The following is a 25,106-nucleotide window of genomic DNA, read 5'->3' on the forward strand; positions in this document are numbered from 1 at the left end:
CCCGGCGGTAACTCAGAAAAAAAGCCAGTCTGCGCGGGCAGACTGGCTTTTTGCGTGCTAAAAGGAAAGCGGAAGCCGCTGGTTAGTGCAGCACCTGCACCCGCTTGTGGAACGTTTGCCCACCCACGGTGCACGACAGAGAATACACGCCGGCCGGCAGCTCGCGGGTATCAATCTGAATTTTGGCACTGGGATTCGGGCGGGTGCCCTGGGCGACAACGCGGCCCAGGTTGTCGCGCAGGGTGTAGGCCAGGGTAGCCGGCGCGGTACTGCCGGTCTTTTGCAGCAGGGCCCCCGCTGGCACTACCAGTTCGAAGCCCGTATTGCTGGGGTTGGGGAATACTTCCAGCGCGGCACTGGCCGGCGCGGCAGCGGAACCGGCAGTTGCAACCTTGCCGGGTTTGTACATCACGCAGGCCATACCGTTGATGCCGTTTTCGTTGGCCGTCATGTAGGTGCGGCCGGTGGTGGTGGAGCGGCAGCCGTTGGTGGCCGTGCACCACACCGTAAACATCTGGTTGTAGCCGCCGGGGGCCGTAATGGAGACGTCGGGGCCACTACCGTAGCCGTAGGTAAAGGTGGCATTGTCCACCGTCCACTCGTAGGATACGTTACCCTCCAGATCGGGCCGGGAAATACCCGCGCCCAGGTTTATGTTGGAGCCCGGACACACCAAGCCGCCGTATACCTCGCTTTCGTAGAGGATGTTCACGTCGGGGCCGCCGTTCCACATCTCGTGGGTCAGCGTTACGGGGCCGGCGTAGCAGCCGTCGGTGCTCCAGTAGGTGGCCTTCACCGTGAAAGGGCCCTGCGCGTCGGGCGTGGCCGTCACGTTGAAGATGGGCCGGCCCATGGGGCCCTGGAACCAGCTGCCCGTCGCCCGGCTGCTGGGCTCGACAGACCACGTAACGTTCGTGCCCACGGGAATCGACGTGGCATCGAGAAAGGCATTGGCCCCGCCGCACAGCAGGTCGGAGCCGGAGTAGTTGGCAATCTGCTGGTTTTTCAGGTCCGAAATGATGCCGGCCTCATAGGCAAACCACTGGAAGAGCGTGGCCACGGCCCGGATGCTGAAGTTGAAGCTGACGTTGGCAATCTGGCCGGTGTTGATGGAGCCGGGCGACGTCCAGCCGAAGGAGCTGTATATGCTGTTGATGTAGGCGTTTGAGCCCTGCGACAAATTGGTATCACCCCGCTGGAAAGACTGGTCGCCCCCACGGCTGAAAGTTCCCATGTCGCTGTAGTTCACCCCGCTGGGAAAGAAATCCGCCAGCTGGTTCATCGTGTAGAACAGGAACTTGGCTTTGTCCCGGGCACTGGCCATACAGTGGATGTCAGTCAGCAGACCACCCTGCTGCGCGGCGGTAGCAGCCGTCCAGCTGTAGGCCGGATAACTTCCGCCGGGGTCTTTCTCGCACTTGTTCAGGTTGTTGTTCGAATAATAGGTGTTGCCCATATCATTCTCGTAGTGGTCGGGGCGGTTGGCCGGGCACGGGTGCAGATGCGAATGGGTATGGGCCGGCACGCTCATGTCGCCGAGCAGGTGGGCCACGCGGCCCAGAATCTGGAGCGCCACGGGCTTGCCGAAGGCCTGGTTGAACTGCGGCTGGTGGTAGTAGTTGATTCGGCCGCTCCCGTCGGCATTGCTGATGCCTTCCAGGTAGTAGTTGCCCTTGTAAAGCTCGGGCAGGGAAGTATAGGTGATGATGTAGTTGCGCAGGTAGCCTACGCCGGGCATCACGAAGGGAATAGTAACGTCGTGGGCCCCGTTACGGTCCTGGCAGAACAGGTACACGCGGGCTTTTTCCCAGGCGTTGGGCGCTTTCGAGGTGTAGCCGATGTTGAGCGGCACCGACTCGTAGTTCTCGTTCGGATTGTCGGCATCCCAGAAGTGGGTGATGGACGGCGTAAAGCCCCCGTGGCCCAGGTCGTAGTGGTAAATCGGGTCTTCCGAGTCTTCGCGCCAGGCACCCACGCCAATGGGGTAGCTGTTGTTAAAGGGCTGGGCATCGTTGCCCTTGCCGTGATAATTGAGCCCGATGGCGTCCCGCAGGGCCGGAATAGCCCCGATCTGCTGCTCCAGATACAGGTACGACTGCTTCACCATGTACTGGTGCACCCACTCCTTGTGGGCCACGGCGGGCGTCTGGAACAGGCCCAGACATAGTAATCCGATGGATAAAATTTTCTTCATCATAAAATAGAATAAAATAGGTGTGGTAGTAACTGCGCCAGCCGGCACCAACCAGTGCCGGCCATTGCCAGGATAAAGGTGACGAGCCGGCCCCTGGGACCTAACTTTATTACACCAACCCCGCTTTTGGCAGGATGAAGCGCCTGATTAATGGCAGGCCGCTGGCTCAAGCAGTAATCGGCTCTTGCTGAAGGGGCGATACCAAAACGGCCCCGGAGGCCCCGGTTTTCGCCGGGCCGCAGCCCGCGGTGGGCAGTGGCCGGACGCCCCCACCGCCGACAGGACAACATTCCCAACTCTGGGCGGTACCTTTACGGCGTCCCTTCCCAGAAACGAAAAACCAACACCCAACACCCAACCCATGGCTAACGGCTTTTTCAACGTCCCTGCCCCGATCAACGAACCCGTCAAAGGGTATGCCCCCAACTCGCCGGAGCGCGTGGAGCTGCTCAAAACGCTGAAGGAGCTCAAGCAGCAGGAGCGCGACATTCCGATGCACATCGGCGGCCAGGAAGTGCGCACCGGCAAGACCCAGCGCCTCACCCCGCCCCACGACCACCAGCACGTGCTGGCCCAGTTTCACGAGGGCGACGCCAGCCACGTGCAGCAGGCCATCGACGCGGCCCTGGCTGCCCGCCCGCTGTGGGCCGAAATGCCCTGGGAGCACCGCGCCGCCATCTTCCTGAAAGCCGCCGATTTGCTGGCCGGCCCTTACCGGGCGCGCATCAACGCGGCCACCATGCTGGGCCAGAGCAAGAATGCCTTCCAGGCCGAAATCGACGCCGCCTGCGAGCTGATCGACTTCTTCCGGTTCAATGTGCACTTCATGCAGCAGATCTACCAGCAGCAGCCCGAGAGCCTGCCCGGTATGTGGAACCGCCTGGAGCACCGCCCGCTGGAGGGCTTCGTGTTTGCCCTCACGCCCTTCAACTTCACCTCCATTGCCGCCAACCTGCCCGCCTCAGTGGCCATGATGGGCAACGTGGTGGTGTGGAAGCCAGCCAACACCCAGATCTACTCGGCCCAGGTGCTGATGGAGCTGTTCAAGGAAGCCGGCGTACCCGACGGCGTTATCAACCTGGTGTACGTGGACGGCCCCACCGCTGGCGAGGTCATCTTCAAGCACCGCGACTTTGCCGGCATCCACTTCACCGGCTCCACCGGCGTGTTCCAGAACATCTGGAAAACCATCGGCGAGAACATCAGCAACTACAAGAGCTACCCGCGCATCGTGGGCGAAACCGGCGGCAAGGACTTCATCCTGGCCCACCCCTCGGCGCACGCCAAGGCCGTGGCCGTGGGCATCAGCCGGGGCGCGTTTGAATACCAAGGGCAGAAATGCTCGGCCGCCTCGCGAGTGTACCTGCCCTCGAACCTGGCCGACGAAATCCTGGGCTACGTGAAGGAAGACCTGGCCTCGTTCAAAATGGGCGACGTGGAGGACTTCTCCAACTTCATCAACGCCGTTATCGACGAGAAATCCTTCGATAAGCTCGCCAAGTACATCGACGGCGCTAAGGCCGATGCCAACGCCGAAATCGTGGCCGGCGGCGGCTACGACAAGTCGAAGGGCTACTTCATCGAGCCCACCGTCATCGTAACCAAGGACCCCAAGTACGTGACCATGTGCGAGGAGCTGTTCGGCCCCGTGGTGACGGTGCACATCTACGACGCCGACAAGTTCGAAGAAGTGCTGGAGCTGGTGGACACGACCTCGCCCTACGCCCTCACCGGCGCCATCTTCTCCCAGGACCGCTACGCCATCGACCACGCCTCGAAGAAGCTGGTGCACGCGGCCGGCAACTTCTACATCAACGACAAGCCCACCGGCGCGGTAGTGGGCCAGCAGCCCTTCGGCGGGGCCCGCGCCTCCGGTACCAACGACAAGGCCGGCTCCCTGCTGAACCTGCTGCGTTGGGTGTCGCCGCGCGCCATCAAGGAAACCTTCGTGCCGGTGACGGATTACCGGTATCCCTTCCTGGGCTCCGAGCCCAAGGAGGATCTGAACCGCGACAAGGGCCTGTAGCGCGAAGCTCCGGCTTGGCGCACTATCTGCGCCGCTAGCACAAAAAACGCCGTTTCGGAAAACCGGAGCGGCGTTTTGCTTGATTTTATGACTGAGCAAATCATTTTTATTGGCCCCTTACCTTTCCCGGCGTAGCTTCGTCTTTTGGCGAAAAGTGCTGGCATTTATTCCGTGTACATTCTAACTCCTGTTCTTCCTGCTGCCCCGGCAGCCACCGAATTCTGGACCTGCCTGGCTGCCCGTCCGTTAGCAAACGAACTGGCCGCCTACCTGCGCGGCCACTGGCTGCCCACGCTGGCCCTGGATCAGACCCGGCTCGAAGTTCCTTCTCTGGCCCGGCCCGAGTATCTGCGTTTGCATGTATTTGGGCGGGTGCTGCTGGATCTGGCGGGCCAGGGCTGGCACTTCGAGGCCGTGGCCCCGGTGTTGCCGGGTGGCCCACCCCGCCTCGGGGCTACCCCACCCGACACGGCCGAATGGAAAAACCGGCCCGCCTCGCAGGCCCCGCGCCCCGCGTTGAGCGAGATAAAAAAGCAGCTCCAGCAGGCCCTGGTGGCCCACCGCGACGAACAACTGGCCGAGCCGGCCGTCCAACGCTTCATCCGTCGTCTCGAACGGCCCCGCCGCCACCAGGGACGTTTGGTGAGTGTGCGCAGCCTGCTGGCCGACCCTAAGCTGCTGGCCGCTGACCTGCAAACCGCGCTGGCCGCTCCCACCCCGGAACTGCGCGATGAACGGGTGCTGAACCTAGTGCAGCCCTACCTGCAATCCGCCACCGCCGATGCCGTGGACGACTACACCGGCCTGCCCCTGCTCGACATCTGGCGCTACTGCCGCCACACCTGGAGCCTGCCTTTCCAGACGCAGCCGGGGCGACGCATGTTTTACCTGGTGCGCGACCGGGCCAGAGTTGGCCACCCCATTATGGGCATCGGGGCGCTGGGCTCGTCAGTGGTGCAACTCACCGTGCGCGATGAGTACATCGGCTGGACCTGGGAGGCTCTGCGCGACTGCCCCGACCCGGCCCCGCGTCTACGGGCCCTGACCACTGAACTCGACCGCGCCATCGGGGAAATCTACTGCCTCGACTTTCTGGCCGAAGGCGTGCTGACCGAGGCCGACCTGACCACTCCCTCACCGGCGGCCCTGGCCCGGCTCAGCACCGCTGCCCAACAGCTACCTCTTGCCAGCCGCGAACAGCAGAAGCAAGGCCTGGACTTGGTAGCCGAAGCCCAAACCCCGCTTTTCCGCCGCAAGCGCGCCGAAACGCTGGCTGGGTTGCTGGCGGCGTAAAATCAGTTTCTAACTAGTCGCTCTATGCCGCTCTTATACTATTGGAAGCCGGAGAATTATTACCGCGACCTGGACTTTGGGGCCTCTTATCACCTCAACCAGAAGAATCCACTATTACACGAGATTGAGGTTGGCGACAGTTTGTGGGCAATTACCCGCAACCGCAAAACCGGGCGCTATGTGTTAGCTGCCGAACTGGTTATCAAAGCCAAAACATTTAACCCCGAAGGCTTCCGTTACGGGAAATACCGGATTTGGGGCAGCCTAGCCGCATCACGCTATTTTGATATCAACAATCAACCCGACGCGGAGCCAATTGTGCGGGCACTTACGTCCATTAAAGCCAACGCCACCTTTTTAGGCCAGGCATTCCAAGGCTATGCGGCGGTGCGCCGGCTGGCCCGCGCCGACCATTTGATTCTCCTCGAAGCCAGCCGGGATTACGGATTGGAAAAGCGAGCTGACAACAAGATTTCCGAGCAGAACTTAGAAGGGGCTTTGCTCTATGGCAAGCCGCAGGATATTCAAAGTTTGGTAGAAGAGGAGGCTGTTGGCTTGTCCCCGAAACAACAGGAATATCTGTTTACGCAGGCTCCCGCACGAAACCGCCAGTTCGCCGAAGAATTGCAGCTTTTATACGTGGGGCGTTGCCAGATTTGTCAGTGGGACCCACTCAGCATCTACGGCTTCAATTTGTGCCACGCGCATCATATTCAGTGGCTGAGCCGGGGCGGCACGGATGGAATCGAAAATATGATACTGGTTTGCCCTAATCATCATGGCGCTATTCACAGAGGTGATGCGCCGCTTGATTTTGGTAGCCGGTCTTTTCTATTTGAGCAGCATTCTGAGAAAATCACGCTGAATCATCACTTGTCATTTTAGAACGACAGCAGAGTTAAACAACTGTTGAAGCTGCCGTATATACCTCACGGACAACCCTGGCGACGGTAAGACGCACCTGATACAGCGGCTGCAAATGCGCGGCGACTTGGTCGCGCTCAACGTGTGGCTGGAACTGGATGCCAGTGCCCGCGACCAAAGCGAGTTGCTGGCCGAGTTGCGGGCCGCCACCGCCGCCGGCCGGCCGGTGCTGCTGGCTATCAATGAAGGCCCCTTGCGGCAGTTGCTGGCCGCCGCCCCCGATTTGCCCGATTATGCGGTACTGCAAGCCGGCCTCGCTCAGCCGTTTGGCTACGTAGGGGCCGGTATCCCTCCCACACCCCGCGACCTCACCCCAGACGTGCCGCCGGCCGTGCTGCTGAACCTAGGTGAGCGGCAGGTGCTCACCCACCGTTTCCTGGAGCAAGCCCTGAGCGTTGCCATCCATCAAGTAGACTGGACCGGTGCGCCGCCCATGGTGCAGGCCAATTATCAGGCGTTGTCCCAATCCCTGGTCCAAAACCGGCTGTACGAACTGCTGACCGTGGTGCGCGAAGGCGGCCTGCACGTTACCATGCACCAGTTGCTGGGGTTGCTGGCCCGGCTGCTCACGGGCGTGTATACCACTACCGAACGCGCCGGGCAACACAAGCCCTACTATGAAACCGCTTTTGAGTGGCGGGCCGAAAACCCGCTGGCCGCCACGTTGGCCGAGTTGGACCCGGCCAGTCTGCCTCACGCCCACCTCGACACCCACCATCTTTGGGACGACCCCGTACCGGTGGGCACCTGGCTGCCGGGCCGCCGACCCACCGACGACGATACGCCCGGTTTGGCCACCGATGCCACGGAAGCACTGAAACGATTCAGGTGCATCAAGCAGCGGTTTTATTTCGAGAATGAACTTGGCGACCAGGTGTTGCGCGTATTGCCACCCGACCGGGGCCAGTTTCAGAAACTACTGGAGCAGGCCCGCGACGCGCCCGACGCGGCCCGCCGCACCATACTGGCCGCCTTGGCCCGGTTTGCCCACCAAACGGGCGCGGCCAGCCGTGCCAGCCAGCAGCCGGGAGCCCTGTCGGCCAATACGCTTTACCTGTGGAGCGGCTTGCGCTATGATGCCGACCGCCCCCCGACGGTATTGGTAGCCGGAGCTAAGTTGCCGGCCCACGAGTTGGCCGTACAGGTGCCGGAGTTGCTGCCGGCCGCGCATTACCTGCTGGGCGACTACACCCCCGACCATGTGCGCCTAGCCTGGGGCAACCCGCCCACGCCCCAAAGCCCGGCCATGCGCATAGACCTGGAACTGTGGCGCGATTTGGCCAGCGTGCAGCGCGGCACTCCCGCCGAGCGTCGGCCCGAGCAAGCCAGCCGCCGGGTGGGCCGGTTCCTGGCGGCGCTGGCATCGGCCCTGCCCCAGACCCCAACCGCCGAAGTATGGGTGTTGAACGTAGCCACCGGCCGCGCCGAACTCATCCAACTCGAAGCCAACACCCAGGCTCCGAACAAGCTAAAATATATTCTCGCTGACCCGAACGCCTGAGCAGGCACCTGTTATTATGGCTGAAAAGCATCCGCTCTATCCTATTGCCTACCAGACCATCCAAGCCGCTTGGGGATTCCGGCCCGACCGTGACATTAAGTCTGTGCATCTGGCCAATGGTTTTTTTCGCCATCTGTGTGATGGTGGTTCCAGCGAAGTAAAACTCTTGAAAGACGTGGTAGCGAGCCGGCGCGGAAATTCACCGCGTAGTTCCACTGACATTCTGCGGATGCCAGCCTTTCGGCAAGTAATAGAGGCCCCTGAAGCCAGCAAAGCAGCCGAACAAGCCACGGAGCGCCTGCGGCAGGCGCTGGATGAAGTGTTGCATCAGGACGGCGCTTTTTACGCAGCGGCTCGTAATTCTACCCTTACGCTCACCCACCGCCAGCACTTAACCAACGATACCTACGACCAAGGCGCGGGCAGTCTGCTGGCGCAAGTGCTGCTGGATGCTCCCGGCCAGCCGGCGGTTGCCGCAGTGCGGCAGGCCCTCGACACCCCCGATAACACCGTATATCGCCTCACGCAGCCGCTGCTGACGCCCGGTACGGGCAGTTTGGGCACATTTGCGGGCCAGGCCACGGCGGCTGTACGCGCCCGGTTGGCCGCCTCATGCGTATTGCCAAACTGGCAAACCTGCTTTGCAACGCTCACCGAGCACTACACCCATCCGGCAGCAGGCCAAGCCCCGCTGGAAAAAACGGCCTTTTTGCAGCGGGCGGTAAGCCTCGCCGGAATAGGCTTGCTGCTGCATCTCTACAATAGCAGCCCTGGTACTGGTTGCCAACCTTTATTCCTGTGCGCCGACCATCCGACGCCATCCATTCGCGAAATTGGCCGGCATTCCCTGGCACTGGCGCGTAGGCGGTTGCGCGGGGCTTTTCGCGACGCGCTGCGGGCCGAACTGGAAAAACGGGGCGACCAGCACCGCACTACCGCCGAATACGAAGCCTGGGCCGACACCCGGCTGCTCGAAAAAGAACGCGCCCAGTACCTCGACGAATTCACGCAGCAGATTGAGGCGGGCCTCTCCGATTTTGAGGCGGCGGTGCGGGCCCTCACCGGGCCTGGCCTGAAAGCGGCTGGCTCCAAGTCGGCAGAAAGCTGCGCCTCCAGTCTGGGTCAGCGGCTGGGGTTGCAGTGGCCCCGCCGGCAGGGCAGTGGCAAGCCTTATCTGGCCCCGGTGGCGGCCGTGTACGATGCCCTGGTAAGCGGCTTGCTGGCTCCGGGTGAGGTATTGCCCGCCGAGGATTTTTGGCAATTAGCCTATGAACGGTTCGGTCTGCTTTGCGGAGCAGTTCTCCCCGACGACCAAGCCCGGTTGGCCAGTGTGGGCATCCGCAACGCGTCGTTGGCCGATTTGCAGGCCAACGCCCGTGCCGTGCTCGACGAGTTGCGCCACCTGGGCTACGCCCGCACCTACGCCGACGAGGTAACGCTCATCAGCGCCAGTTGGTAAAGCCTTTGGAACCGCTACCGTTCTTTCCTGCTTCAGAAAAAGTTTCTATGTCGATTGCTACCCTATTTGACGAGGCGCTGCTGGCCACGCTTGACGCTGAATTTGCCGCTACGCATCCCGGTGTTGTCCTGGCCGGAATGCCAACTGAGTTGACGGGCTGGCTGCCCCGCCTGCTGGCCACACTAGCCGACGATGACCGGTATTACGTGAGCGTAGCCGGTGCCGATGCCGCTACCAAAGCTACCTTGCCCCAGCCCAATGGCTTGCGCTTCGACCTGGGAGCCACCCACGCCGTGGCCGTGCGCAACGCGCTGGACCTACCGCCCACGGCCCGGCGTGTAGTGGTGATGCTGCGGCCCGAGGCGCGGTTGCAGTCGCTACGGCAGCGCAACTACGTTACCATCAGCCCCGCCAACGTGGTGCGGCAGTTGGCCTTGCGGCAGGCGGCGACTGGCATTCCCGCGCCCCAGCAGCATATGTGGCAAAGCCTGGCCGAGGGCCATCCACCGGTGGCGCTGCTGGCGTTCCTGAATTTCTATCAGGCCGTTACCCGGCCCAACGACCCGCCCAATCCCCGCGCCGAGTTGCACCGCCTGGATTTACTGCCCGATCCTTCCTTGTTCGACCACCCGGCTACCGCTCGCAGCATACGTACCCGGCTGGCGGAAAACGCCGACCTCACCCAGCGCCTGCTGCTCGGAGACCCGGCCGACGAAGAAACGGCCTACAAACAGTACCGGGCCGCCACTACCCTCGATACCGCGCTGGCCGAACGGCTACGGGCCGCCGCCGCTACCTTTCGGGCGATGGACCCGGCCGCCCCGCTGCCCCCGCAGTTGCAAACGCTGGATGTGGCGCTTGTCCGCCAGTTGCTGGGCGGCCCCCTGCCCAAGGCTGCCCCCGCTGGCGCCCCACCGGCCAGCCCTACCGTCCCACTCGTTCCGGACCCCGACCCGCTCGACCCCGCAGATGACGACAACCAGGCCGGAGAAGGGGAACGGCCGGACTACGGCGAAGAAGCCGCCGACGATTCCGACGATTTCACTAACCCTACGGATACGTTTGGCCCCGTCCCTACCGGCGGGCGTTCCGGCGACGCCAGCGGTAACCGACTCGGCACCAGCTTCAAAAAAAAGTACACGGCTGGCCTTGACAATGCACTAGTGCATCTGGCGGCTGGCGACGTACCCGGCGTGACTTCCACCTGGCAGCATACGGCCGGTAAATTGCTCGCGCAGTTGCGGAAGCGGCTGGATAAAACGCCCGACGAAAGCAAGCCCCTGGAGGCTGATCGGGTGCAGGTGCTGCACCGTACCAATGCCCTGGCCCTGGCCCTCACCAACGGTCTGCTGGGTGCAGAACGGTTGGGCGGCGTGCTGGCCTTACCCCACATACCCAACGTGGAGGAAGCCCTGGCATCATTGCCAGCCGACCAGTTGCCGCCCGCCGCACCCGCCTTGGATGCGCCCTGGCTGGCTGAGTTGCGGCGCTATCTGCGCACCGCCGATGGATTGGTGCCCGGCCTGACCAGCGAAACGGCCTTACATACGTACTTGGCGGCCCGCGAAGCGCTGCTACCGCACGCTGCGCTGCTGACTTCGGCCCCGCTAAGCGCCGTGTTGCTCGATGAAGAGTTGCGGGAGGCCATCGGGCAGGCTATTGTGGCCTACAACCAGTTACTCGGCACCGTGGCCCGTCATTACGCCGACCTGCAACGCCACAACAGTGCCGGCCAGCGTATTGCGGGGCTGCTGCTCTGCCTGGATGTGGTGGAAGTGCGGGCCGGTACGGCGCATCGCGCCGCGCTGCTTACGCCCCTGCATCCGCTCGTACTTTGGAAGTACCTGGAACTACTACCTTCGCTGCTCGCCGGCCCCGAGCAGGCCCGGGAACTGCTCGAAGTACTAGGCCAGTACGGGCTACTACGGGAACCTCTGCGGGCACTGGTGCTGCCGGCTGAAGCAAACTTCCCGACCGTTGCGCTGGCCCAGGCGGGTCATCTGGGCGCGTCGTGGCCCGTGTATCGGCCAACGGGGCTGGTGCGCGTTACGGTTGAGGAAAAATTGCTGGTAGAAGCGGCCCGCAAGCTGGCCGTACTATATCCGCCGGTCCGCCGCTGTCTGCGCTTGTTTGTGTACCACCCCGATAACCTGGAATCGGTGGCGGAGGCGCTGGAGCAGTTGCGGCTCCGCCACAAGGAAGACGGCGTGCAGTTCGAGCGGTTTCAGTTGCTGATTGGCCACTTACCCGGCCGGCCCGTGCCGCTGGCCCCGCTCGACGGCCTGCTCGACAACGGGCTGCTGACGCTGGAAACCCGGCCCGTTGAGCGCACCGATGAGGTAAGCGAATGGTTGCGCGACCAGCCGGTGCATCTGCTGGTGCTGGCCGGCCAACGCCATCTGCATCCGCTACCTATTGGCCGTGAAGCCACGCACCTGCACCCACTTAGTTTGCCGCAGGTGCTGGAGTATGACCAGTTCAATCCGCGCAGCCCGCTGGTGCTGCGCCCCCGTGGCCAGCAGCCCGACCCGGCTCAATCCGCCCTGGCGCAGCCGTTTGCCTCCTTCCATACGCTGGCCGCCGAGGTAGCCGGGCAGCCCGGCCGCGAGTGGTCGGGCACGCTTACCAAGCCCGCCCCCGATGGCACCCAGCCCGCGCTGCTCCCCCTCACGGTGCTATTGCTGCTTTCCGCCGAGCTTCCTACGCCTACCGAGCCTGACCGCGTGCTGGTACTGGCCCGCCAGGGTGGCCTAAGCGGCGACACGGTGCTCACGCGTTGGAACAAGCGTTACGTAGCGGGTGTGCGGGCCGCTGTGCTCAGTGAGCTAAACTACCAGTTCAACGACCAGGGGGCAACCAAGCTACTCCGGCGGCTGGAAGCCACGGGCCACACCAACCTGTTGCGGGCTATCAGCGGCAGTTCAAAAGCCAAACAAGGCTTCCTGCCTACAGAATTAAGCGGGCAGCTTGGGCAAGCCGTAGCGTTGCGCTGGTACGAGGATGAAGCAGCCAACCCTTTTCACCTCACCATTAGTTGCGACTCGGTGCTGGCCAGCCATTGGCTGGCTCAGCGCGAAACCGGCCTGCGCCCTGACTTACTGGGTTTGCGCCGCCTGCCCAACGGCCAACTAAGCCTGGACGTCATCGAAGTGAAGTCGCACGAAATTGTGGGCGACCTGGACGCACCCGGTCAGCCGGGGCCGCAGTTGCGGGCCGCCGCACGGGCTTTATTGCCCATTATCACCCAAACCGGCGGCAACCTGCTCACCGACTGCCGCCGCGAGTTGCTGCGCGAACAGATTTTCCACGAAGGCCAGCTAAGCCTGCCGCCGGGCGTGCAGCCGGCCGAGTGGGCCGCCTGGGTTACCCAAATCAGCACCGCCCTCGACGGCCAGGCTCCGCCCGAAATTAACCTGCTGCTGATAGAAATTATCAAAGGGAAAAACTTTGACCAGACAGAAAGCCCGGTTCCCGGCAACCCAAATGGGCCTACCATCGCCGAGCAAGCCAGCATCCGTAGAATTAAGCTGGGCGAGAAAAATATTCAGGCTTATCTGAATGACGTGCCGCCTGCCGGGCCGCCGCCTGCTGCAAGCCCTGGTACGCCACTAGATACTGTGCCCCCCGCTCCGGCATCAGGTCCGGTTTTTCCTCCTGCCCCTGTGGCCACGCGCCCGGAGCCGGCCCCACAGCCAGTTGCTGATTCCAGCGGTGCACCGGTTATCGACTCGCTTCCCTTGGCTCAGGTGCTCCCCCCGGTGCCTGCGTCACCGGCACCTCTCACTATCCCACCGCCGGCCCGGCCAGCCGCCCTGGCCCGCATGGCCGGCGACCTGTACGCTACCCTTCAAGATTTCAACATCACGCCGGCCCGACCCATTGACCCCAACAAGGCCGATGTAGGCCCCAGCCTTATCCGGTTTAAGGTGGAACTGGCCCGCGGACAGCGGGGTGGGGCCGTACAAAGTCTCGCTTCTGATATCCAACGCGGGATGCAACTACATTACCTCCCACGCATCGAAAACCTGGCGGGCACGGGTTTTCTCTCGGTGGAAATACCCCGGCCCGACCCGCAGCCAGTACCCTTGTTACCCGTTCTGGCCCGCGAGGCTGCTCAGCCGATTCATCCAGCAGGTTCTTTCCCGGCCGGTCTTTCTCCCGATGGCACTGAGCGATGGCTCACTATTGCCGATTTGCCGCACATGCTAGTTGGCGGCACTACCAACTCCGGCAAGTCCATGTTCCTGAACAGCCTGATTGTTTCTCTCTCGAAACTCCAACCGGCTACCCGGCTAAAGCTGGTACTGGTGGACCCCAAAGGCGCAGAATTCTCCTTTTTCGAGCAGTTGCCCCACCTCTTGACGGAAATCATACACGAGCCAGGGCCGGCTATTCAGGCGTTGTCTTCCCTCATGAATGAAGAGTATATCCGGCGGCGCGACTTGCTACGCCAGTACCAGTGCCTCAATATCCGGGATTACCATAAAGTACAGCCCTCCGAATCCATGCCGCTTATCGTGGTAATTATCGACGAGTTGGAAACGTTTCTGGAAGCTATGAACAAAGGCGACCGGGCTATTTTCGAAAATCTGCTTGGCAGCATTGCCCGGCTCACCCGCTACGTAGGCATTCACTTGGTCGTAGCCACCCAACGTCCTGACAAAAAGGTGATTTATGGAAATCTGAAAAACAACCTGGATTGCCGGGTTGCCTTCCGCCTGGCGTCCAATGTTGACAGCCGGGTAATCCTGAAGGAAGGTGGGGCCGAGGATCTGATGGGAGCAGGTGACATGCTTCTGCAGGTCGGAGGCCGTATTCAGCGGTTACAGGGTTTTTACCTGCCAACTGAGGATCTGCGGCTCTTATAAGATGAACTGCGCACGACACTGATTACTTACACAGGAAAACATAACACGGAAGCTGTTTAGGCAGTCATTCGAAGCCTACTTGAAGGCCATATCGACCAACGGGAGACATCTAGCGTGCAATGTATGTGAGATGTCTCCCGTTGGTCGATATGGCCTTTCTTTTCTACTCTCTGAACAGCTTCACAGCCTAACTAGGTACTTTCCAACACCTATGCTAATGATATAGTTGTGAGGTAAGGAACGATATGATAGGGAGGTTAAGCAGCAGGCTGCTTCATAGAACTTCGGTTTTATAACAATGGCGGTTGGGCCCGCATCGGTGTGATGCTGATTTCGTCATATACATCCGCCACCCGCAGCGTCGCGGCCAACTCCGGCAGTTCCAGCGTGTCGGTTAGCTCTGCCAGGGGCGTGAAAGACCACACGCCGCTCGGCTCCCGCCGGAACCACTCCACCAGGCAGGTGTGCTGCGACACCAGTACATAGTGCTGCAAGGAAGGCAGTTGCTTGTACTGGTTGAACTTCCAGCTCCGGTCGTGGTCGGCGGTGGACGGTGACAGGATTTCGATGATGAGCACCGGATGCCGCATGGTGCGCTCTTCGTTCACATCCTGCGGATGGCAGGTCACGAATACGTCCGGATAAGTGTAGTAGCGGCCTTCCGACACAGCCAGTTGCATTCCCTCATCGTAGACCTTACAGCCCCGTCCGCGTAAGGACGTGCGTAAGCTAATGACGCAATTCTGCCGGATGGTGTGCGTGGCCGAGGCCCCCGACATAGTATACACCTCACCCTCGAAATACTCGTGGCGTTGCTCGGAAGCCTGCTCTAAGGCTTGGTACTCTTCCACGGTATAGCGCCTAGTTGGTGCCTGGGTGTGCGACATATGGCTAAAACCTAATTTGTCCAAATATACGCCATTCCAAACCCCACCCCGCCGAACCTTTGTTCCCACGCCTCTAAGCCCTACCTTTGCCCTCCAACGCCCATTCCGATGGGCCTTTAACTGCTGAATCGTATGCTTCTCGCTGTAACCACTAATTACCAGCCGGTTGATTTTCTGCCCATTGTGGTACAATTCGCGCTGGCCATTGCCTTCGTGGCCTTCGCCATGATTGTGTCGCACCTGGTGGGCCCCAACCGCAAGAGCAAGGTCAAAAACGAAGCCTTTGAGTGCGGTATCGAGTCGGTGGGCAATGCCCGCACCCCGATTTCCATCAAATACTTCCTCACCGCCATCCTGTTCGTGCTCTTCGACGTGGAGGTTATCTTCATGTACCCCTGGGCCGTGAACTTCCGCTCGCTGGGCTGGGACGGCTTCGTGCAGATGATTGTATTCCTGGCTTTGCTGATGGCCGGCTTCGTCTACGTCATCAAGAAGGGCATTCTGAAGTGGACCGGTACCCACGCCTAAGTTCAATCTGTCCAAACCTTTGCCGGCTGGCCGGTGTTCGGAAACAGGGAAATCTTCCCTTCCAAAACGATACTTCCGATGAGTGATATTCGTGTTCCTGAAATAAAGATGGTGGATGCGCCCGACGGCGTAGAAGGCGCGGGCTTCTTTGCCACGTCCCTGGAGTCGGTGGTGGGCATGGCCCGGGCCAACTCCCTGTGGCCTTTGCCCTTCGCTACTTCCTGCTGCGGCATCGAGTTCATGGCCACCATGGGCTCCCACTACGACATTTCCCGCTTCGGTTCGGAGCGCCCCAGCTTCTCGCCCCGGCAGGCCGATTTGCTGATGGTGATGGGCACCATTGCCAAGAAAATGGCGCCCATCGTGAAGCAGGTGTACGAGCAGATGGCTGAGCCCCGCTGGGTGCTGGCCATGGGCGCCTGCGCCTGCTCCGGCGGCATCTTCGACTCCTACTCCGTGCTCCAGGGCATCGACCGGATCATCCCCGTCGACGTGTATGTGCCCGGCTGCCCGCCCCGCCCCGAGCAGGTGCTCGACGGCCTGATGCGCGTCCAAGACCTGGCCCGCACCGAATCGATTCGCCGCCGCAACGCGCCCGAGTATCAGGCGCTGCTGGCTTCTTATAACATCAAGTAGTGCGGACGCGGGCCCTTTCGGCAGTTCGCCGAATGGGCCCGTTTCTACCTCTTAGCTTCTCTTACAGGAATGGCTGAAAATACTCCAGAATCTGCGGCAGCATCCCAGGACGCGGCGGCCCCGCAAGACCCGCAGGCGGCCAAGAACGCCCAGCTGCTAGCGCTGCTACAGCGGCTGTTCGGTGCCGACACGTTCACGGACGTCGAGGAGCCGTACGGCCTGCTGACGGTGACCACCACCCGGGAGCGGATTCACGAAATCATTGCCGGCTTGCAGCAGGACCAGGAGTTGCAGATGAACTTCCTGACCACGATGTGCGGCATTCACTACCCCGAAAACGAGGGTAAGGAACTGGGTATGATCTACCACGTGCATAGCCTGGTCAACAACCTGCGCCTGCGCCTGAAGATCTTCTTCCCCATTGCCGACCCGGTAGTACCCACGCTGACCGACCTCTACGCCACGGCCAACTGGATGGAGCGCGAGGCCTACGACTTCTACGGCATCATCTTCACGGGCCACCCCAACCTGATCCGCATCCTGAATGTGGAAGACATGGACTACCACCCCATGCGCAAGGAATACGCGCTGGAGGATGGTACCCGCGAAGACAAAACCGACCTTTTCTTCGGACGATAACCATTTGTCATGCTGACGAAGGAAGCATCTTATCACCGCTGCTTTTGTCAGGTTTTCTAATTAATGCGGCGCGGACGTGATAAGGTCCTTCGCCAGCTCAGGATGACAATTTCGCTATGGCAGTAAACGACACGCTGGAAGGCACCCGCAAAATAGTTGAGTCGGCGCAGGAGCAGCAGAACCTCAGCAACCTGGTTCCGACGCTCAACGACTTCTCGCAGGAGTTGACGACCCTGAACCTGGGTCCGACGCACCCGGCCACGCACGGCATTTTCCAGAACATCCTGCAAATGGATGGGGAGCGGATCATCTCGGGCGTGCCCACCATCGGCTACATCCACCGGGCTTTCGAGAAGATTGCCGAGCGCCGGCCCTTCTACCAGATCACGCCCCTGACGGACCGGATGAACTACTGTTCGTCGCCCATCAACAACATGGGCTGGCACATGACGGTAGAAAAGTTGCTCGGCGTAACGGTGCCCAAGCGCGCCCAGTACATGCGCGTCATTGCCATGGAACTGGCCCGCATCACCGACCATTTGATCTGCAACTCGATTCTGGGCGTGGACACCGGGGCCTTCACTGGCTTCCTCTACGTGTTCCAGGAGCGCGAGAAGGTCTACGAGATTTACGAGGAAATCTGCGGCGCCCGTCTCACGACCAACATGGGGCGCGTGGGCGGCATGGAGCGCGACTTCTCCGACGTGGCCATCCAGAAGCTGCGCGACTGGCTGAAGACTTTCCCCGCGGTGATGAAGGAGTTCGAGTCGATGTTCAACCGCAACCGCATCTTCATGGACCGCGTGGTGAACGTGGGCCCGATTACCGCGGAGCGCGCCCTGAACTACGGCTTCACCGGCCCCAACCTGCGCGCTGCCGGCGTCGACTACGACGTGCGGGCCATGAACCCCTACTCTTCCTACGAGGACTTCGACTTCGAAATTCCCATCGGCACCAAGGGCGACACCTACGACCGGTTCATGGTGCGCAACGAGGAAATCTGGCAGAGCCTGCGCATCATCAACCAGGCCCTGGAAAACCTGCCCGAAGGCCCTTTCCACGCCGATGCCCCGCACTACTACCTGCCCCCCAAGCAGGCCGTGTACAAGAACATGGAGGCCCTGATCTACCACTTCAAGATCATCATGGGCGAGATTGAGGCCCCGGTGGGCGAGGTATACCACTCTGTGGAAGGCGGCAACGGCGAGCTGGGCTTCTACCTCGTCTCGGACGGGGGCCGCACCCCCTACCGCCTGCACTTCCGCCGCCCTTGCTTCATTTACTACCAGGCCTACCCCGAAATGGTGGTGGGCAGCAGCCTTTCCGACGCCATCGTGACCCTGTCGTCGATGAACGTTATTGCCGGCGAGCTGGACGCGTAGTTTTTTGCTGAATTTGACTTATGGAACCGACAAACGCGCCCGCTAAGCCCCAGTTCTCGGAGGCGGCCAAGGCTGAAATAGACCGTATCTGCAAGCAGTACCCGGCGGAGCGCCGCAAGTCGGCCATGCTGCCGGTGCTGCACATTGCCCAGGCTGAATTCGGCGGCTGGGTGGCGCCCGAGGTGCAGGACCTGGTGGCCGAGGTACTGGGCGTGAAGCCCATCGAGGTGTACGAAGTTTCAACCTTCTACACCATGTTCAACCTCAAGCCGGTGGGCAAGCACGTGCTGGAAATCTGCCGCACCGGCCCCTGCCAGCTGCGCGGTTCCGACGAGCTTACCATGGAGCTGGAGCGCATCACCGGCGCCAAAGTCGGCGAAGGGCCTTCGGCCGACGGCCTGTTCACGCTGAAAGAGGTGGAGTGCCTGGCCGCCTGCGGCTTCGCCCCCGTGGTGCAGGTGCGCGAGAAATACTACGAGCAGCTGGATACCGAAGCTTCGGTGAATGCCATGCTCTCGGAGCTGCGCAACATGGTGCACCGCCCCGCCCTGCCCTGGGAGGAAACCGGCCTGCCCAACGCCGTAGCCAACAATTAACCGCTTTCAGCTAACCGCTCAGACACTATGGGACGCAAACTGCTGACCGAACATATCAACGTTGAAGGCATCGACACCATCGAGGTGTACCGCAAGCACGGCGGCTACCGCTCGGTGGAGAAGGCCATCAAAACCATGACCCCCGACGAGGTGGTGGAAGAGGTGAAGAAGTCGGGCCTGCGGGGCCGCGGCGGCGCCGGCTTCCCCACGGGCATGAAATGGAGCTTCTTGGCCAAGCCCGAGGGCGTGCCGCGCTACCTGGTCTGCAACGCCGACGAGTCGGAGCCGGGCACCTTCAAGGACCGGCAGCTGATGTCGAAGCTGCCCCACCTGCTCATCGAGGGCATGATTACGAGCTCCTACGCGCTGGGCGCGAATACCTCGTACATCTACATCCGCGGGGAGCTGCTCTACGTGCTGCGCATCCTGGAAAAGGCCATTGCCGAAGCCTACGCGGCCGGTTTCCTGGGTAAGAACATCCTAGGCTCGGGCTACGACCTGGATTTGTACGTGCACCCCGGTGGCGGCGCCTACATCTGCGGCGAGGAAACTGCCCTGCTGGAATCACTCGAAGGCAAGCGGGGCAACCCGCGCAACAAGCCTCCGTTTCCCGCCGTGCAGGGCCTCTACGCCCGCCCCACGGTGGTTAACAACGTGGAGTCCATTGCCGCGGTACCAGTTATTGTGAATGACGGTGGTGATGAGTACGCCAAAATCGGCATCGGCCGGAGCACCGGCACCAAGCTGATTTCGGCCTGCGGCCACCTCAACAAGCCCGGCATCTACGAAATCGAGCTGGGCGTGCCGGTCGAGGAGTTCATCTACTCCGACGAGTACTGCGGCGGCATCTGGAAAGGCCGCGACCTGAAGGCCGTAGTAGCTGGTGGTTCGTCAGTGCCGATTCTGCCCAAGGAGCTGATCCTGAAAACCGCCGCCGGCGAGCCCCGCCTAATGACCTACGAGTCGTTGTCGGACGGCGGGTTCGTGACGGGCACCATGCTGGGCTCCGGTGGCTTCATCGCCATGGACGAGACGACCTGCATCGTGCGCAACACCTGGAACTTCAGCCGCTTCTACCACCACGAGTCATGCGGGCAATGCTCGCCCTGCCGCGAGGGTACGGGCTGGCTGGAGAAAATCCTGCACCGCATCGAGCACGGCCACGGTACGGAGCGCGACATCGACGTGCTGGCCAGCGTGGCCAAGCAGATCGAGGGCAACACCATCTGCCCGCTGGGCGAAGCAGCGGCCTGGCCGGTTTCGGCCGCCATCCGCCACTTCCGCGACGAGTTCGAGTGGCACATCCGCCACCCCCAGGAAGCCACCCGCCCCGGCGCGGTGTATCCGGGCAAAGCGGTGCTAGCTTAGATCAGCCCGTTCTGTAAAAAAGAACGTCATGCTGAGCGTAGCAGAGCGAAGCCGAAGCATCTCGCTTGGCCTCGTCAGATTACTAATCATACGTCAGCACGCGAGATGCTTCGGCTTCGCTCAGCATGACAGACGACATTAAAGAGCAAAACCTAAATGGCTAAAATAACTTTCGACGGCATCGAGGTGGAAGTTCCGGACGGAACCACCATCCTCAATGCGGCCCGCACCATCGGCGGCAGCATCGTGCCCCCGGCCATGTGCTACTACACGCCGCTGAAAGGCTCGGGCGGCAAGTGCCGCGCCTGCCTGGTGCGCGTGGCGGCCGGCTCGGCCAAAGACCCGCGCCCCATGCCCAAGCTCGTGGCTTCGTGCGTGACGCCGGTGCAGGACGGCATGGTGGTCGAGAATACGACTTCCGAGCAGGTGCTCAACGTACGCAAGGGCATTGTGGAGATGCTGCTCATCAACCACCCGCTGGACTGCCCCGTGTGCGACCAGGCCGGGGAGTGTGATTTGCAGAACTTCGCCTTCGAGCACGGCGTGAGCACCACCCGCTACGAGGAGGAACGCCGCACCTTCGAGAAAATCGACATCGGGCCGCTGATTCAGCTGCACATGACGCGCTGCATCCTGTGCTACCGCTGCGTGTACACCGCCGACCAGCTCACCGAGAAGCGCGTGCACGGCGTACTGGGCCGCGGCGACGCCGCCGAAATCGGCACCTACATTGAGAACATCATCGACAACGAGTTCAGCGGCAACGTCATCGACGTGTGCCCGGTGGGCGCGCTGACCGACAAAACCTTCCGCTTCAAGCAGCGCGTGTGGTTTACGAAGCCGGTAAACGCCCACCGCCAGTGCGAAAACCCCAAGTGCTGCGGCAAAGTGGTGCTCTGGTATAAGGGCAAGGACGTGCTGCGCGTAACGGCCCGCAAGGACCAGTACGGCGAGGTAAAGGAGTGGATCTGCAACACCTGCCGCTTCGACAAAAAGGAAACCGCCGACTGGACGCTGGAAGGCCCCGCCCACATCGACCGGTCGTCGGTCATTTCGGCCAACCACTACGAGCTGCCCGTGCTCAACGCCTCCGTGGTAGCCGACCTGCCCGAAAGCTCGATGCGCGACCTGGAACAGAACCCTCCCATGCGTTTGGGGAATTAGTGCCTAGTGCCTGGTGCCTGGTGCTTGGATCGTTCAACGAAATCAAGCACCAGGCACCAGCCCTTCCTTACTAAGCACCAACAACTAAGCACCAAGCACTAAAAATGATTGAACTACCAACCCTCGGCTGGCAATCCATTGTTATCCTCGTCGTGTTCGGCGTTTCGCTGCTCATTGCCACCTACTGCACCTACGCGGAGCGCGTTATTGCCGCGTTTCTACAGGACCGCGTGGGCCCGGACCGGGCCGGGCCGTTTGGTCTGCTTCAGCCGCTGGCCGATGCCGTGAAGCTGTTTACCAAGGAGGAATTCTTCCCGGCCGGTGCCAACAAGGCCCTGTTCATTATGGGTCCCTGCCTGGCCATGATTACGGCCCTGATGTCGTCGGCGGTCATTCCGTTCGGCAACGTGATTCAGTTCGGCAACAACGTGTTCAACCTGCAGGGTATCGAAGTCAACATCGGCATGCTGTGGGTGTTCGGCATCGTGTCGTTGGGTGTGTATGGCGTCATGATTGGCGGCTGGGCTTCCAACAACAAGTTTTCCCTGCTCGGCGCCATCCGCGCCGGCTCCCAGAACATCAGCTACGAGCTGGCGATGGGCATGGCTCTGATTGCCGTGCTGATGATTTCGGGCACTTTGTCGCTGCGCGAAATCACGCTACAGCAATCGGTGGCCGGTGAGTGGCACTTCTGGAATATCGTCAAGCAGCCCCTGGGCTTCATCATTTTCCTGGTCTGCGCCTTTGCCGAAACCAACCGCACGCCCTTCGACTTGCCCGAGTGCGAAACCGAGCTGGTGGGCGGCTACCACACCGAGTATAGCTCCATGAAAATGGGTTTGTACCTGTTTGCCGAGTACGTCAACGTCTTCGTGGCCTCGGCCGTGATGAGCGTGCTGTACTTCGGCGGCTTCAACTTCCCCTTCCAGTACGAGCTGCGCGACTGGTTCGTGAACAGCCAGGGGTGGGAGCTGATGTCGGCCCAAAACCTGATTTCCGTACTCGGCCTGCTGGGCTTGTTCGGCAAAATCTTCGCCTTCATCTTCTTCTTCATGTGGGTGCGCTGGACGCTGCCCCGCTTCCGCTACGACCAGCTGATGCGCCTGGGCTGGACCATCCTGATTCCGCTGGCCATCTTCAACATCCTGCTCACCGGCGGCCTGATTCTGGGCGGTATCATTAAGTAACAGAACCTATGCAGTCCTTAAGCAATAGAGCGAAAAAGCTGGAGGCCAAGCCTATGACGCTGGCCGAGCGGGCCTACCTGCCGGCTATCTTTCAGGGCCTGAGCATCACGATGCGGCACTTCTTCCGGGCCGCGACCAAGAAGCAGGTGACGGTGCGTTACCCCGAGGAAAAGCGGCCCTTCTCCCCCATCTTCCGCGGCCTGCACGTGCTCAAGCGCGACGAAGTAGGCCGGGAGCGGTGCACCGCCTGCGGCCTCTGCGCTGTAGCCTGCCCCGCCGAAGCCATTACGATGGTGGCCGGCGAGCGGAAAAAAGGCGAGGAAAACCTCTACCGCGAGGAGAAGTACGCCGTCAGCTACGAGGTGAACATGCTGCGCTGCATCTTCTGCGGCCTTTGCGAGGAAGCCTGCCCGAAAGCGGCCGTCTACCTGCAGCCCGATAAGATGGCGCCCCCGCGCTTCGAGCGCGACGAGTTTATCTACGGCAAAGACCGCCTGGTCGAGCCCGTAGACCCCAGTGCCCGTAGCATTCGTGGTATTCAGCTCACGCCCGAGCAGGCCGACGCGCTGGCCCAGCGCATGGCCCAGTAGAACGGTAATTTCCCTCCTTTTTTGGAGGAGGGGTGCCCGAAGGACGGGGTGGTCAATCGTTGAACGACTTCTAGCAGTAGCTTCAGCCATCGTTCTGCCGTTTCAACCACCCCTAGCCCCTCCTTATCTGAGGAGGGGAACTAGTTTTCTAGCTTACCTAGCTTTTTTAGCTTCAGCTTTCCGCCAATGGCCTCTTCTTCCCTGTTTTTCTTCCTGTCGTTTGTGGCCTTGTTTGCGGCCCTGGGCGTAGTGCTGGCCAAAAACCCGGTGCACAGCGTGCTGTTCCTGATTCTGACGTTCTTCTCGCTTTCGGGGCACTACCTGATTTTGAACGCCCAGTTTCTGGCCGCCGTCAACATTATCGTGTATGCCGGGGCCATCATGGTGCTGTTCCTGTTCGTGATGATGTTCCTGAACCTGAACGCCGACACGGAACCCCATAAATCAGCGCTGTCGAAAGTAGCGGCGGCGGTGGCCGGCGGACTGCTGCTGGTGGTAATCGTGGCCGGGCTGCGCGACGTGCAAACCGGCACGACCTTTACCGCTGCCACGTTCAACTCCCAGATTGGCATGGTCAGCCAGCTGGGCATGGTATTGTACACCAAATACCTGCTGCCCTTCGAGCTGGCCTCGGTGCTGTTTCTGGTGGCCATGGTGGGCGCGGTCATGCTGGCCAAGCGCGAAGTTGGAGAGCGGAACTTCTAGGTTCCGGCAGCTTCTTATAGTACCAAAAGCGGCGTCTGAAGCATCAGGCGCCGCTTTTCTATGATTACTCTATCCCTATTCGATTCTCAATCCTGACAATGGAATACACTGCTAAGTGTCGAAAGCATTTTGAAAGTTTCTTTGGACCTAAGAGCGCCATGAGACACTTAGAAGCTGGTCCACGGGAGAAGCTGCACCCGGCTTTCTTTGTTCTAGAGTTTCCTCCAGAACAGGTGTACGACTTCTGGATTTACTGCACGGTTGGAATGTCCTTAGACCGGGGAGATGATAATCTGATTGAGCTTTTTGTTTACTCTCCCCACCAAGATGACTCCTTGGTCGAGTTGATGACGGTTTGTGCTTATTACCACAGGAACGTGCTACCCTTGAATCTGCATCACACGGTAAACATCGGTCAGCCATGGCTCGACGATTCACAGTGCGACCATGCTTTCATATCCTTACCTTACTTCGATAGCGAAGATCTAGAGCTGTTACAGCACAACGACGTAACGACTCATTGCTACTGGCTTATTCCGATTACCGAGTCGGAAAGGGACTTCAAAGTCGAGAAAGGATATGAAGCATTAGAAGGCTTATTTGAGGACGCTAAATTCGATTACCTAAACCCGGCCCGCACCTCTTTAGTCTGACAAAAAAGCGGCTCCTGATTCTTCAGGAGCCGCTTCTCGTTTTACTCGGCTTGCGTGTTAAAAGTCGTTTCGGGGGCCGAGCGCCGCATCCAGGGCGGGCCGCAGCTGGCGCGCATTTTCTGGCGGAATTTCTCCTGCTCCTCCGGGGTCATGCCGGCCATGCGGGACTCCATTTTCTGCTTCCAGTCGTTTTTGTGCTGCTGCCACTTGCGGCTGAAACCGGGCCGGCCGCCACCGCCCTTAAAGCCGGTGAGCAGGCGGGTGAGCAGCAGCAAGCCCAGGGTTTGCCAGAAGCTGATGACGGGGCCGTGGAACAGCTCGGGTACCAGCCAGTTCCACAGGCTCATCGTAGCGTAGCCCATAGCGGCCACGAACAGGATGCCGAGGAGAATGAATTTGAGGACGCGCAGCGGCCAGGGTTTCGGATTCATGAGCTTAATGTGCTAATGTGGGAAGGTGCTAAGGTGCTAAGGTGGTCGGAGTTGTGCTTCGCAATATGCTGCCCT

Annotated in this window: 20 protein-coding genes; 17 read left to right on the forward strand and 3 right to left on the reverse strand. The window is 60.9% G+C overall.

Annotated features, from left to right (window positions below; all coding sequences use genetic code 11):
* Positions 1–82: 82 nt before the first annotated feature.
* Positions 83–2,197: a T9SS type A sorting domain-containing protein gene (locus E5K00_RS12425; RefSeq protein WP_135463537.1), complete on the reverse strand. Its 2,115-nt coding sequence runs from the start codon at positions 2,195–2,197 to the stop codon at positions 83–85.
* A gap of 358 nt (positions 2,198–2,555) precedes the next feature.
* Here E5K00_RS12425 and pruA point away from each other — a divergent pair, with 358 nt between their 5' ends.
* The 6 genes from pruA (at position 2,556) to E5K00_RS12455 (ending at position 14,265) form a co-directional block, all read left to right on the forward strand.
* Positions 2,556–4,220: an L-glutamate gamma-semialdehyde dehydrogenase gene (gene pruA / locus E5K00_RS12430; protein WP_135463538.1), complete on the forward strand. Its 1,665-nt coding sequence runs from the start codon at positions 2,556–2,558 to the stop codon at positions 4,218–4,220.
* Between the two features lie 171 nt (positions 4,221–4,391).
* Positions 4,392–5,513 (forward strand): Druantia anti-phage system protein DruA, encoded by a 1,122-nt coding sequence (locus E5K00_RS12435; RefSeq protein ID WP_167856853.1) that lies wholly within the window; start codon positions 4,392–4,394, stop codon positions 5,511–5,513.
* Between the two features lie 24 nt (positions 5,514–5,537).
* Complete coding sequence (locus E5K00_RS12440; protein WP_135463540.1) at positions 5,538–6,398, forward strand: HNH endonuclease; 861 nt, start codon at positions 5,538–5,540, stop codon at positions 6,396–6,398.
* A gap of 94 nt (positions 6,399–6,492) precedes the next feature.
* The gene (locus E5K00_RS12445) at positions 6,493–7,938 is read left to right on the forward strand and encodes a hypothetical protein (protein ID WP_135463541.1); all 1,446 of its coding nucleotides are present in this window, start codon (positions 6,493–6,495) and stop codon (positions 7,936–7,938) included.
* Between the two features lie 16 nt (positions 7,939–7,954).
* Entirely contained in the window at positions 7,955–9,397 is a 1,443-nt protein-coding gene (locus tag E5K00_RS12450) for a hypothetical protein (RefSeq protein ID WP_135463542.1), read from the forward strand.
* A 47-nt stretch (positions 9,398–9,444) separates the two neighbouring features.
* Complete coding sequence (locus E5K00_RS12455) at positions 9,445–14,265, forward strand: DNA translocase FtsK (RefSeq protein WP_135463543.1); 4,821 nt, start codon at positions 9,445–9,447, stop codon at positions 14,263–14,265.
* Between the two features lie 290 nt (positions 14,266–14,555).
* On the opposite strand, the gene E5K00_RS12460 is transcribed toward E5K00_RS12455, so the two are convergent.
* Positions 14,556–15,152: a Uma2 family endonuclease gene (locus E5K00_RS12460; protein WP_135463544.1), complete on the reverse strand. Its 597-nt coding sequence runs from the start codon at positions 15,150–15,152 to the stop codon at positions 14,556–14,558.
* 132 nt (positions 15,153–15,284) lie between these two features.
* On the opposite strand from E5K00_RS12460, the gene E5K00_RS12465 reads away from it, so the two are divergent.
* The 11 genes from E5K00_RS12465 to E5K00_RS12515 all read left to right on the forward strand — a co-directional run bounded on the left by E5K00_RS12465 (position 15,285) and on the right by E5K00_RS12515 (position 24,600).
* Positions 15,285–15,680, forward strand: a complete 396-nt coding sequence (locus E5K00_RS12465; RefSeq protein WP_135463545.1) for an NADH-quinone oxidoreductase subunit A — start codon at positions 15,285–15,287, stop codon at positions 15,678–15,680.
* Between the two features lie 78 nt (positions 15,681–15,758).
* Positions 15,759–16,316 (forward strand): NADH-quinone oxidoreductase subunit B, encoded by a 558-nt coding sequence (locus tag E5K00_RS12470; protein ID WP_073109614.1) that lies wholly within the window; start codon positions 15,759–15,761, stop codon positions 16,314–16,316.
* Between the two features lie 69 nt (positions 16,317–16,385).
* Positions 16,386–16,955 (forward strand): NADH-quinone oxidoreductase subunit C, encoded by a 570-nt coding sequence (locus E5K00_RS12475; protein WP_135463546.1) that lies wholly within the window; start codon positions 16,386–16,388, stop codon positions 16,953–16,955.
* Between the two features lie 116 nt (positions 16,956–17,071).
* Positions 17,072–18,337: an NADH-quinone oxidoreductase subunit D gene (locus E5K00_RS12480; RefSeq protein ID WP_135463547.1), complete on the forward strand. Its 1,266-nt coding sequence runs from the start codon at positions 17,072–17,074 to the stop codon at positions 18,335–18,337.
* Between the two features lie 20 nt (positions 18,338–18,357).
* Positions 18,358–18,933, forward strand: coding sequence for an NADH-quinone oxidoreductase subunit NuoE family protein (locus E5K00_RS12485; protein ID WP_135463548.1), 576 nt, complete (start codon positions 18,358–18,360; stop codon positions 18,931–18,933).
* Between the two features lie 27 nt (positions 18,934–18,960).
* Positions 18,961–20,301, forward strand: coding sequence for an NADH-quinone oxidoreductase subunit NuoF (gene nuoF / locus E5K00_RS12490; RefSeq protein ID WP_135463549.1), 1,341 nt, complete (start codon positions 18,961–18,963; stop codon positions 20,299–20,301).
* Positions 20,302–20,457: 156 nt separating this feature from the next.
* Positions 20,458–21,465 carry a 2Fe-2S iron-sulfur cluster-binding protein gene (locus tag E5K00_RS12495; RefSeq protein ID WP_135463550.1) on the forward strand — a complete coding sequence of 336 codons (1,008 nt, stop codon included), beginning with the start codon at positions 20,458–20,460 and terminating at the stop codon, positions 21,463–21,465.
* A 104-nt stretch (positions 21,466–21,569) separates the two neighbouring features.
* Complete coding sequence (nuoH, locus tag E5K00_RS12500) at positions 21,570–22,652, forward strand: NADH-quinone oxidoreductase subunit NuoH (RefSeq protein WP_135463551.1); 1,083 nt, start codon at positions 21,570–21,572, stop codon at positions 22,650–22,652.
* A gap of 8 nt (positions 22,653–22,660) precedes the next feature.
* Complete coding sequence (locus E5K00_RS12505) at positions 22,661–23,242, forward strand: NuoI/complex I 23 kDa subunit family protein (RefSeq protein ID WP_135463552.1); 582 nt, start codon at positions 22,661–22,663, stop codon at positions 23,240–23,242.
* Positions 23,243–23,428: 186 nt separating this feature from the next.
* Positions 23,429–23,947 (forward strand): NADH-quinone oxidoreductase subunit J family protein, encoded by a 519-nt coding sequence (locus E5K00_RS12510; RefSeq protein WP_135463553.1) that lies wholly within the window; start codon positions 23,429–23,431, stop codon positions 23,945–23,947.
* Between the two features lie 98 nt (positions 23,948–24,045).
* Positions 24,046–24,600: a suppressor of fused domain protein gene (locus E5K00_RS12515; protein ID WP_135463554.1), complete on the forward strand. Its 555-nt coding sequence runs from the start codon at positions 24,046–24,048 to the stop codon at positions 24,598–24,600.
* Positions 24,601–24,641: 41 nt separating this feature from the next.
* Here the strand turns inward: E5K00_RS12515 and E5K00_RS12520 are convergent, their stop codons facing one another.
* Positions 24,642–25,031: a hypothetical protein gene (locus tag E5K00_RS12520; RefSeq protein ID WP_210114300.1), complete on the reverse strand. Its 390-nt coding sequence runs from the start codon at positions 25,029–25,031 to the stop codon at positions 24,642–24,644.
* Positions 25,032–25,106 lie beyond the last annotated feature (75 nt).

The sequence above is a fragment of the Hymenobacter aquaticus genome (assembly GCF_004765605.1).
Lineage (GTDB): Bacteria > Bacteroidota > Bacteroidia > Cytophagales > Hymenobacteraceae > Hymenobacter > Hymenobacter aquaticus.

What these genes read in the sequence shown, in the direction of transcription:
- E5K00_RS12425 (WP_135463537.1), bottom strand. Translation starts at nt 2,197, where the DNA reads ATGATGAAGAAAATTTTATCCATCGGATTACTATGTCTGGGCCTGTTC.
- pruA (WP_135463538.1), top strand. Translation starts at nt 2,556, where the DNA reads ATGGCTAACGGCTTTTTCAACGTCCCTGCCCCGATCAACGAACCCGTC.
- E5K00_RS12440 (WP_135463540.1), top strand. Translation starts at nt 5,538, where the DNA reads ATGCCGCTCTTATACTATTGGAAGCCGGAGAATTATTACCGCGACCTG.
- E5K00_RS12445 (WP_135463541.1), top strand. Translation starts at nt 6,493, where the DNA reads ATGCGCGGCGACTTGGTCGCGCTCAACGTGTGGCTGGAACTGGATGCC.
- E5K00_RS12450 (WP_135463542.1), top strand. Translation starts at nt 7,955, where the DNA reads ATGGCTGAAAAGCATCCGCTCTATCCTATTGCCTACCAGACCATCCAA.
- E5K00_RS12455 (WP_135463543.1), top strand. Translation starts at nt 9,445, where the DNA reads ATGTCGATTGCTACCCTATTTGACGAGGCGCTGCTGGCCACGCTTGAC.
- E5K00_RS12460 (WP_135463544.1), bottom strand. Translation starts at nt 15,152, where the DNA reads ATGTCGCACACCCAGGCACCAACTAGGCGCTATACCGTGGAAGAGTAC.
- E5K00_RS12465 (WP_135463545.1), top strand. Translation starts at nt 15,285, where the DNA reads ATGCTTCTCGCTGTAACCACTAATTACCAGCCGGTTGATTTTCTGCCC.
- E5K00_RS12470 (WP_073109614.1), top strand. Translation starts at nt 15,759, where the DNA reads ATGAGTGATATTCGTGTTCCTGAAATAAAGATGGTGGATGCGCCCGAC.
- E5K00_RS12475 (WP_135463546.1), top strand. Translation starts at nt 16,386, where the DNA reads ATGGCTGAAAATACTCCAGAATCTGCGGCAGCATCCCAGGACGCGGCG.
- E5K00_RS12480 (WP_135463547.1), top strand. Translation starts at nt 17,072, where the DNA reads ATGGCAGTAAACGACACGCTGGAAGGCACCCGCAAAATAGTTGAGTCG.
- E5K00_RS12485 (WP_135463548.1), top strand. Translation starts at nt 18,358, where the DNA reads ATGGAACCGACAAACGCGCCCGCTAAGCCCCAGTTCTCGGAGGCGGCC.
- nuoF (WP_135463549.1), top strand. Translation starts at nt 18,961, where the DNA reads ATGGGACGCAAACTGCTGACCGAACATATCAACGTTGAAGGCATCGAC.
- E5K00_RS12495 (WP_135463550.1), top strand. Translation starts at nt 20,458, where the DNA reads ATGGCTAAAATAACTTTCGACGGCATCGAGGTGGAAGTTCCGGACGGA.
- nuoH (WP_135463551.1), top strand. Translation starts at nt 21,570, where the DNA reads ATGATTGAACTACCAACCCTCGGCTGGCAATCCATTGTTATCCTCGTC.
- E5K00_RS12505 (WP_135463552.1), top strand. Translation starts at nt 22,661, where the DNA reads ATGCAGTCCTTAAGCAATAGAGCGAAAAAGCTGGAGGCCAAGCCTATG.
- E5K00_RS12510 (WP_135463553.1), top strand. Translation starts at nt 23,429, where the DNA reads ATGGCCTCTTCTTCCCTGTTTTTCTTCCTGTCGTTTGTGGCCTTGTTT.
- E5K00_RS12515 (WP_135463554.1), top strand. Translation starts at nt 24,046, where the DNA reads ATGGAATACACTGCTAAGTGTCGAAAGCATTTTGAAAGTTTCTTTGGA.
- E5K00_RS12520 (WP_210114300.1), bottom strand. Translation starts at nt 25,031, where the DNA reads ATGAATCCGAAACCCTGGCCGCTGCGCGTCCTCAAATTCATTCTCCTC.